Origin of the sequence: Pseudomonas sp. IT-P260 (genome assembly GCF_949768395.1) — a bacterium.
Lineage (GTDB): Bacteria > Pseudomonadota > Gammaproteobacteria > Pseudomonadales > Pseudomonadaceae > Aquipseudomonas > Aquipseudomonas parakoreensis.
This window is the reverse complement of the sequence record NZ_CATKPO010000006.1, coordinates 133,698-142,531: the sequence shown is the minus strand read 5'-3', so window position 1 is coordinate 142,531 and position 8,834 is coordinate 133,698. Positions and strand designations below refer to the sequence as shown.

The following is an 8,834-nucleotide window of genomic DNA, read 5'->3' as shown; positions in this document are numbered from 1 at the left end:
TCGAGTGAAACGAGGCTGCGATCTTTTGATTTTTGTGGATCGCCAGCGCAGGCCGACTGGCGGTGCTTGTCAGTAAAATCCCACAGGAGTACAAATGTACTCCATGACCAATCTTACTCCCCGCCGTACCGCCATCCTGACCTTTATCCGCGAACGCATCGCCGAACACGGTCAGCCCCCAAGCCTCGCTGAAATCAGCGAGGCTTTTGGTTTTGCCTCGCGCAGCGTGGCGCGCAAGCATGTGCTGGCGCTCACCGAAGCCGGGTTTATCGAGGTCAATCCGCACCAGGCCCGGGGCATTCGCCTGCTCGGGCAACCCGCGCGGCCGGAGCTGCTGGATATTCCGGTGCTCGGCCGGGTCGCCGCCGGCGCCCCGATCGGTGCCGATGCCGACATCCATAACCGCTTGATGCTCGACCCGGCGCTGTTCTCCCGTGCGCCCGACTACATGCTGCGGGTGCAGGGCGATTCGATGATCGAGGACGGCATTCTCGACGGCGATCTGGTGGGGGTGAAGCGCAATCCCGAGGCGCTCAACGGCCAGATCGTGGTGGCGCGCCTCGACGGTGAAGTGACAATCAAACGCTTCGAGCGCGTCGGCGATGAGGTTCGGCTGCTGCCGCGCAACCCGGCGTACCAGCCGATTGTCGTGCGCGACGATCAGGACCTGGCCATCGAAGGGGTGTTCTGCGGTCTGGTGAGGCAAGGCTGATGGGCGCCGTCGTTGCACTCGATACGCTGTTCAATGGCGGCCAGGTCTGGAAGGGCCGGCCTGCGCCACCGGCGGCCAGCCCGCAACCCACCGGGCATGCCGCGCTGGATGCGGCACTGCCCAGCGGTGGCTGGCCGGAAGCGGCGCTGAGCGAAATCCTTCTGGCCGGCCCCGGTGTCGGCGAGCTGCAACTGGTGTGGCCGACGCTGGCGCGGCTGTCGGCGGCGGGCGAGCGCATCGTGCTGGTGGCGCCACCGTTCGTGCCGTACCCGCAGGCGTGGGCGAACGCCGGGGTTGATCTGCGCCAGTTGTCGGTGATTCAGGCCGGCGAACGCGATGCCTTGTGGGCGGCGGAACAATGCCTGCGTTCGGGCAGTTGCGGCGCGGTGCTGTGCTGGCCGCACAAGGCCGATGACCGCGCGTTGCGGCGCTTGCAGGTGGCGGCGGAAACCGGCCAGACTCTGGCGTTTGCCTGGCGCCCGTTGAGCGAGGCGATCAACCCGTCGCCGGCGGCGTTGCGCATTGCCATCGATGCCAGACCGTCCCAGTTGCGCGTGCTCAAATGCCGGGGCGGACTGGCGCGCACGGCACCGATTGCGTTTGCCGTGGGGCACTGAGGTCGTCATGCGCTGGGTGTGTATTCTGTTCCCGCAATTGGCCCTCGACGCGGTGTTGCGTCAGCGTGCCGATCCCGATGAGCCGTTGGTGCTGCTCAGCGGCCCGGCCCAGCGCCGGGTGCTGCAAGCGGTTAATCCGGCTGCGCGTCAGCTCGGGCTGCGTGCCGGCCAGTCGATGACCGCCGCACAAGCGTTGAGCAAAGGTTTTGCCACGGCCGATTACGACCTGGCCGAGGTCGAGCACTGGCAGCAATTTCTCGCGGCGTGGGCTTATCGGTTCAGCGCCCAGGTCAGCGTGCATTACCCGCGTACCGTGGTGTTCGAGATCGAGTCGAGCTTGGGCCTGTTCGGCTCCTGGACGCAGTTCGAAGCACGGCTGCGCAAGGAGCTGACCGAGCTGGGTTTCCGCCATCGCATCGTCGCCGCACCGAATCCGGTGGCGGCGCGGGTGCTGGCCAACGCCTACGACGGTCTCGTCGTACCGGACGGTGAAGCCCTGCAACATCACCTCGGGCAGTTGCCCGTCGACCGCGTCGGGCTGGAGCCGCAAGTCGCCACGGCGCTGACGCGCATGGGCCTGCGCCACCTGAGCCAGCTGCAGAGCCTGCCACGTCAGGCCTTGGCCCGGCGTTTCGAAGCGTCGATGCTCAAACACCTCGACACGTTGTTTGGCGCGCGTCCGCTGGCCTTGGCGTTCTATCTGCCGCCGGATCGTTTCGATGTGCGCATCGAACTCAATTTCGACGTGCAGTCGCATCAGGCGCTGCTGTTCCCGTTACGCCGCTTGACCGCTGATCTGTCGGCGTTCCTCTGCGGACGTGACAGCGGCGTGCAGCGTTTCGACCTGCATCTGGAGCACGCCGGGCTGCCGGACACGCTGATCAAGGTCGGCCTGCTCAGCGCCGAGCGCGATCCGGCGATGCTCTTCGAACTGGCCCGCGGGCGACTGGAGCAAGTCCAGGTCGAGGCCCCGGTGCGCGGTTTTCGCCTGCGTGCCGAAGACCTGCCGAGTTTCGTGCCGCAGTTTCAGGAACTGTTCGATGACCGTCCGCAACAGACCTTGCCCTGGGAGCAGTTGCGCGAACGCCTGCGCGCACGGCTCGGCGATGACGCGGTGCAGGGCCTGCGCTTTCAGGCCGACCACCGCCCCGAATGTGCGTGGCAGAACGCTGTCGACAAACAGCGTTGCAGCGATTTGCCGAGCGTGCAGCGTCCGGGCTGGTTGCTCGGCGAACCGCAAAGCGTGCCCGAAGGTTCGGCGCGGATTCTTATGGGACCGGAGCGCATCGAGTCCGGCTGGTGGGACGGTGACGATGTGCGCCGCGATTACTACCTGATCCAGAACCGCGCCGGTCAGCAGGGCTGGGCCTATCGGGCGGTGGGCGAGGGCGGTCCGTTGTGGCTGCAGGGCTGGTTTGCATGAGCGATGGTTATGCCGAACTGCATTGCCTGTCGAACTTCAGTTTCCAGCGCGGTGCCTCCAGCGCCCTTGAACTGTTTCAGCGGGCGAAAAAACACGGTTATCAGGCGCTGGCGATCACCGACGAGTGCACGCTGGCCGGGATCGTCCGTGCCTGGCAAGCGGCGAAAGCAGTGGAGCTGCCGCTGATCATCGGCAGCGAAATACGCATCGACAACGGCCCGAAACTGCTGCTGTTGGTGGAAAATCTGGCGGGCTATCAAACCTTGTGCGGCTTGATTACTCAGGCTCGGCGGCGCACGCAGAAGGGCCAGTACCAGGTGTTGCGCGAGGATTTCAGCGAGCCGCTGCCGGGATTGTTCATCGTGTGGGTGCCGGACAGCGTCGATGACGTGCAAGAGGGGCGCTGGCTGAAACAGACTTTCGGCGCGCGCCTGTATCTGGCGGCGCAGTTACATCGCGGTCAGGACGATCAGCGGCGGCTGGCGGCGCTGCTGAGTCTGGCCGAGCAGCTGCAGATTGCCGCTGTCGCCAGCGGTGATGTGCACATGCACGCCCGTGGCCGGCGCGCTTTGCAGGACACCATGACTGCGATCCGCCATCACGTCCCGGTGGCCGAGGCCGGGTTGCGCCTGCATCCCAACGGCGAGCGCCATCTGCGCAGCCTCGACGTGTTGCGCGAGCTGTATCCGCAAGCGTTGCTCGACGCCTCGGTGCAACTGGCGCGGCGCTGCACCTTCGATCTTGGCGAGTTGCGCTATGAGTACCCGAAAGAGCTGGTGCCGCAGGGGCATACCGGCAGCTCCTGGTTGCGTCAACTGACTGAAGAAGGCATTGCCTGGCGCTGGCCAAAAGGGCCGCAGGCCAAAGTGCTCAAGCAAATCGACGATGAACTGAAACTGATCGCCGAACTCGGCTACGAAAGCTACTTCCTCACCGTGCACGACGTGGTGCGCTTTGCCCGCGAGCAAAGGATTCTCTGTCAGGGCCGCGGCTCGGCGGCCAACTCGGCGGTGTGTTTTGCCTTGGGTATCACCGAGATCGACCCGGATCGCACCACGCTGCTGTTCGAACGCTTCATGTCCAAGGAGCGCAACGAGCCGCCGGACATTGATGTGGATTTCGAGCACGAACGCCGCGAAGAAGTCCTGCAATACGTGTTTCGCCGATATGGTCGCCAGCGGGCAGCGCTGACGGCAGTGGTCAGCACTTACCACGCCGCCGGTGCGGTACGTGACGTGGCCAAGGCCTTGGGCTTGCCGCCGGATCAGATCAATGCGCTGGCCGATTGCTGCGGCCACTGGAGCGACGAAACACCGCCGCTGGCGCGGTTGCTCGAAGGCGGCTTCGATCCCGACAGCCCGGTACTGCGCCGGGTGCTGAGCCTGACCGGGCAACTGATCGGCTTCCCCCGGCACCTGTCGCAGCACCCCGGCGGTTTCGTGATTTCCGAACAGCCGCTGGACACGCTGGTGCCGGTGGAAAACGCGGCCATGGCCGAGCGCACGATCATTCAGTGGGACAAGGACGACCTCGACGCGGTCGGGCTGCTCAAGGTCGATATCCTCGCCCTCGGCATGCTCAGTGCGATCCGTCGCTGTTTCGACTTGCTGCGTCGGCATCGGCATCTGGATCTGAGCCTGGCGACGATTCCTGCTGAAGACAAACCGACCTACGAGATGATCAGCCGCGCCGACACCATCGGCGTGTTCCAGATCGAATCGCGGGCGCAGATGTCGATGCTGCCGCGGCTGAAGCCGGCGAAGTTCTACGACCTGGTGATTGAGGTCGCCATCGTCCGCCCCGGGCCGATTCAGGGCGGTATGGTTCATCCGTACCTGCGTCGCCGCAACAAGGAAGAGCCGGAAACCTATCCCTCGCCGGAGCTGGAAGTGGTGCTCAAGCGCACCCTCGGCGTGCCGCTGTTTCAGGAACAGGTGATGCAGATCGCCATCGTCGCCGCCGACTACAGCCCCGGTGAGGCCGATCAGTTGCGCCGCTCGATGGCCGCGTGGAAACGCCACGGCGGGCTCGAGCCGCACAAGGCGCGACTGGCTGCCGGGATGAAGAAAAACGGCTACACCCCGGAATTCGCCGCGCAGATCTTCGAGCAGATCAAGGGGTTCGGCAGTTACGGGTTTCCCGAATCCCACGCCGCCAGTTTCGCCTTGCTGACCTACGCCAGTTGCTGGCTCAAGTGCCACGAACCGGCGGCGTTCGCCTGTGCGCTGATCAATAGCTGGCCGATGGGTTTCTACAGCCCGGATCAGATCCTTCAGGACGCGCGCCGACATCAGTTGCAGATCCGTCCGGTGGACGTGCGCGCCAGTGACTGGGATTGCAGCCTGGAACCGATCAGCGGCGGGCAACCGGCGATCCGCTTGGGCCTGCGGATGATCAAGGGCTTTCGCGAGGACGATGCGCGGCGCATTGAGGCGGCGCGGGCGCGGGGAGCGTTTGCCGATGTCGCCGACCTGGGCGAACGGGCCGCGCTCGACAGTCGGGCCCAGGCGTTGCTCGCGGATGCCGGGGCGTTGCGCGGGATGGCCGGGCACCGGCATCGCGCGCGCTGGGAAGTGGCCGGGGTGCAGAAACAGCTGGGTCTGTTTGCCGGCTTGCCGAGCCAGGAAGAGCCCGATGTGCTGCTGCCCAAACCGAGTGTCGGCGAGGACTTGCAGGCCGATTACGCGACGCTTGGCACCACCCTGGGGCCGCATCCGTTGGCGTTGCTGCGTGGCGAACTCAAGGCCCGGCGTTGCCGCAGTTCACAGGAGTTGCTGGACGTCGAACACGGTCGGCCAGTGAGCATCGCCGGGCTGGTCACCGGGCGTCAGCGACCGGGCACTGCCAGCGGCGTGACGTTCGTCACCCTCGAAGACGAATTCGGTAACGTCAACGTGGTGGTCTGGCGCGATCTGGCCGAGCGTCAGCGTCAGGTGCTGGTCGGCTCGCAACTGCTCAAGGTTGACGGCCGCTGGGAGCGTGAGGGCGAAGTGCGGCACCTGATCGCCGGGCGACTGAGCGATCTGAGTCCACTGCTCGACGGCATCCGCGTACAGAGCCGCGACTTCCATTAACACCGGTCCCCCTGTAGGAGCTGCCGAAGGCTGCGATCTTTTGATCTTGTTTTTAAAAAGCCAAGTCAAAAGATCGCAGCCTGCGGCAGCTCCTACAGGGCGGAATTTGTGGTGTTCGGATCAGCCAATTCATTGGCGTCAAAAAAATCTGTCGCGAATGATGGCACTTTGTCATAATGCCGCCCCTTTTCCTGCTCCCCACCGCTTTGCCGTGCCGGGACACACCGTTTTTTCAGAAGGAATGTACAGTGAGAATGATCTCCCGGATGTTGGTCTCAGGCGTTGCGATTGCCGTGCTCGGTACCCTTGCCAGCTCTCTTGCCGGATGCGCCACCGAAAGCTCCCGCGCACTGCCGGTGGCCAAGGTCGAGAGCGCCACGCAAGTCTGGACCGGCGTTCGCGTACCGATGGCGGTGGGCAAGTTCGATAACCGCTCCAGCTACATGCGCGGGATCTTCTCCGACGGCGTCGATCGTCTCGGCGGCCAGGCCAAGACCATCCTGATCACGCACTTGCAGCAGACCAACCGTTTCTCGGTACTGGACCGCGACAACATGGGCGAGATCCAGCAGGAAGCCGCGATCAAGGGCCAGGCCCAGCGCCTCAAGGGCGCCGATTACGTGGTCACCGGTGACGTCACCGAGTTCGGCCGCAAGGAAACCGGCGACCACCAACTGTTCGGCATTCTTGGCCGTGGCAAGACCCAGGTCGCCTACGCCAAGGTCAACCTGAACATCGTCAACATCAGCACCTCCGAAGTGGTGTATTCGACGCAGGGCGCCGGCGAGTACGCCTTGTCCAACCGCGAAATCATCGGTTTTGGCGGCACCGCCGCGTACGACTCCACCCTCAACGGCAAAGTCCTCGATCTGGCCATGCGCGAGGCGATCAATCGTCTGGTCGATGGCATGAACGCCGGTGCCTGGAAACCGGCTAACTGATCGTTATTCATTGCAAGGAGCAACACCCCATGAATCTGACTTTGTCGCGGTCGCTGCTGGCCCTGACGCTGGCCGCCAGCGCCTTGCTGGCCGGTTGCAGCAGCCCGAAAACCCTGTACCAGTGGGAAGACTATCAACCGCAGGTCTACGAATACTTCAAAGGCGAAGAGCCGAAGGAAGCACAGGCCGAAGTGCTGGAGCGCGATCTGCAAAAGATCCGTTCCACCGGCAAGGCTGTGCCGCCGGGCTACCACGCGCATCTCGGACTGCTGTACCTGAGCATGGGCAAGGACGATCAGATGGTGCAGCAGTTCCGCACCGAAAAAGCGCTGTTCCCCGAGTCCGGCCCATACATGGATTTTCTGCTTAAAAACGCCAAGACCGGAGACGCCAAATGATCTCGCGCACCCTGAAACTGCTGGTCGCCGGTTTGGCCCTGACCGTACTCGGTGGCTGCGTCGCGCCGAAAACCGTGGATTACTCGGCTTACAAACAGGCACGGCCGAAGACCATTCTGGTGCTGCCGCCGCTGAACACCTCGCCCGACGTGAAAGCCTCGTACAGCCTGCTGTCGCAGGTGACATTCCCACTCGCTGAAGCCGGTTACTACGTACTGCCAATCGCGCTGGTGGACGAAACCTTCCGCCAGAACGGTCTGACTACGCCGGATGATATCCATCAGGCTCCGGCGAACAAACTGAAGGAAATCTTCGGCGCCGACGCTGCGTTGTACATCACCGTGACCGAGTACGGTACGCGTTACATGGTCATCAGCAGCGAAACCGCGGTGACCGCCACCGCCAAACTGGTGGACCTGAAGTCCGGCACCACGCTGTGGACCGGTTCGGCGCGGGCGTCGAGCGAAGAGGGCGGCAACAACAGCGGCGGCGGTCTGGTCGGCATGCTGATTACCGCCGCAGTGAAGCAGGTGATCAACAGTTCGACCGACGCCGGGTATCCGATTGCCGGTGTGGCGAGCAATCGTCTGTTGTCGGCCGGTCAGCACGCTGGCCTGTTGTACGGTCCGCGTTCGCCGAAATACGGTACCGACTGAAGATCAAAAGATCGCAGTCTGCGGCAGCTCCTGCAGGGAAACGCATCCCAAATGCAGGAGCTGCCGCAGGCTGCGATCTTTTTGCATCATGACGGCCTCCCGCTCACTTGACCCTCCTGACTTGCGATTCATCCCCTGCATCTCGCCACCAAAGGCGATATCCTGCGCCACACTTATCGAAGCAAACAGCGCAAAACTCTGGAACACCGTGTTTGCCTGAGGCTAAAGGAGTGTTCGAATGACCGAGAAGAAACTGGAAACCACGGTCGACCGCGTCTACCAAGGGGTTTACCAGGCGATCAGCAAGCGTTCGCTGCGTCCGGGGATGAAGCTGGGCGAGACTTCGCTGGCCGAACTGTTCAATGTCAGCCGTACGTCGGTGCGCGCTGCGCTCAAGCAACTGGAAGCCGAGGGGCTGGTCACCACCGAGCCCAATAAGGGTGCGTCGGTGTCATTGCCGAGCAATGAAGAGATCCGCTCGCTGTTCGAAACCCGGCGGCTGATCGAGATCGGTATCGTCACCGAGCTGTGCCGCCGCAAGGACACCGCGGCGATGCAAGACCTGCGCGAACACCTGTTGCTGGAAGATGAAGCCCACGCCGCCGGCGATCATGAACGACTGATCCACCTGCTCGGCGAGTTCCATATCAAACTGGCGCGCAGCCTCAATAATCCGGTGCTGCTGGACTGGTTCCAGAAGCTGATTTCCCGCGCCTCGCTGTACGTTGCCGCACTGGATGACGACAGCCACGAAGCCTGCCGCGACAACGAACATCTGCGCCTGATCGAATACATCGAGGCAGGCGACCAGAACGCCGCCATCGAGCTGACCTGCCTGCACCTCAATGGCGTCGAAAAGGCGATTCTCGACGTCGCTGCGAAGATGAAAACTGGCTACCATCCGCTCAAACACCTGATCGGGGTCTGAACCCGGGGCGTCGCGAGAAATCGGCTATACCTTCAATGAAACCAATGCGACCGACGGCGCTCGAAACACAGGGGCGCTGCGTTCG

The 8,834-nt window shown here is 63.5% G+C and carries 8 protein-coding genes and 1 pseudogene; 8 read left to right on the top strand and 1 reads right to left on the bottom strand.

The window, feature by feature from the left end:
* Positions 1-94: 94 nt before the first annotated feature.
* From lexA to ACM6HV_RS05075, 7 genes are all read left to right on the top strand, one after another.
* Positions 95-712, top strand: coding sequence for a transcriptional repressor LexA (gene lexA, locus ACM6HV_RS05105; protein WP_086790987.1), 618 nt, complete (start codon positions 95-97; stop codon positions 710-712).
* Positions 712-1,329, top strand: a complete 618-nt coding sequence (imuA, locus tag ACM6HV_RS05100; RefSeq protein ID WP_414903684.1) for a translesion DNA synthesis-associated protein ImuA — start codon at positions 712-714, stop codon at positions 1,327-1,329. Before lexA ends, imuA begins: the two co-directional genes overlap by 1 nt.
* Positions 1,330-1,336: 7 nt before the next feature.
* A complete protein-coding gene (locus ACM6HV_RS05095; protein WP_131670299.1) occupies positions 1,337-2,752 on the top strand; it encodes a Y-family DNA polymerase in 1,416 nt (471 codons plus the stop codon).
* Complete coding sequence (locus ACM6HV_RS05090; protein WP_414903683.1) at positions 2,749-5,826, top strand: error-prone DNA polymerase; 3,078 nt, start codon at positions 2,749-2,751, stop codon at positions 5,824-5,826. The genes ACM6HV_RS05095 and ACM6HV_RS05090 overlap by 4 nt, the downstream gene beginning before the upstream one ends.
* A gap of 254 nt (positions 5,827-6,080) precedes the next feature.
* The gene (locus ACM6HV_RS05085; protein ID WP_186448497.1) at positions 6,081-6,767 is read left to right on the top strand and encodes a CsgG/HfaB family protein; all 687 of its coding nucleotides are present in this window, start codon (positions 6,081-6,083) and stop codon (positions 6,765-6,767) included.
* A gap of 29 nt (positions 6,768-6,796) precedes the next feature.
* Positions 6,797-7,165 (top strand): DUF4810 domain-containing protein, encoded by a 369-nt coding sequence (locus ACM6HV_RS05080; RefSeq protein WP_003225593.1) that lies wholly within the window; start codon positions 6,797-6,799, stop codon positions 7,163-7,165.
* The gene (locus ACM6HV_RS05075; protein ID WP_414903682.1) at positions 7,162-7,821 is read left to right on the top strand and encodes a DUF799 domain-containing protein; all 660 of its coding nucleotides are present in this window, start codon (positions 7,162-7,164) and stop codon (positions 7,819-7,821) included. Before ACM6HV_RS05080 ends, ACM6HV_RS05075 begins: the two co-directional genes overlap by 4 nt.
* 120 nt (positions 7,822-7,941) lie before the next feature.
* Here ACM6HV_RS05075 and ACM6HV_RS05070 read toward each other — a convergent pair.
* Positions 7,942-8,040 (bottom strand): annotated as a pseudogene (locus ACM6HV_RS05070) (hypothetical protein); the annotation flags it as partial.
* Positions 8,041-8,059: 19 nt separating this feature from the next.
* Here ACM6HV_RS05070 and ACM6HV_RS05065 point away from each other — a divergent pair.
* Positions 8,060-8,749: a GntR family transcriptional regulator gene (locus ACM6HV_RS05065; RefSeq protein WP_414903681.1), complete on the top strand. Its 690-nt coding sequence runs from the start codon at positions 8,060-8,062 to the stop codon at positions 8,747-8,749.
* Positions 8,750-8,834 lie beyond the last annotated feature (85 nt).

Coding starts and splice junctions, on each gene's coding strand:
- ACM6HV_RS05090 (WP_414903683.1), top strand. CDS start 2,749: ATGAGCGATGGTTATGCCGAACTGCATTGCCTGTCGAACTTCAGTTTC.
- imuA (WP_414903684.1), top strand. CDS start 712: ATGGGCGCCGTCGTTGCACTCGATACGCTGTTCAATGGCGGCCAGGTC.
- ACM6HV_RS05080 (WP_003225593.1), top strand. CDS start 6,797: ATGAATCTGACTTTGTCGCGGTCGCTGCTGGCCCTGACGCTGGCCGCC.
- ACM6HV_RS05095 (WP_131670299.1), top strand. CDS start 1,337: ATGCGCTGGGTGTGTATTCTGTTCCCGCAATTGGCCCTCGACGCGGTG.
- ACM6HV_RS05075 (WP_414903682.1), top strand. CDS start 7,162: ATGATCTCGCGCACCCTGAAACTGCTGGTCGCCGGTTTGGCCCTGACC.
- ACM6HV_RS05065 (WP_414903681.1), top strand. CDS start 8,060: ATGACCGAGAAGAAACTGGAAACCACGGTCGACCGCGTCTACCAAGGG.
- ACM6HV_RS05085 (WP_186448497.1), top strand. CDS start 6,081: ATGATCTCCCGGATGTTGGTCTCAGGCGTTGCGATTGCCGTGCTCGGT.
- lexA (WP_086790987.1), top strand. CDS start 95: ATGTACTCCATGACCAATCTTACTCCCCGCCGTACCGCCATCCTGACC.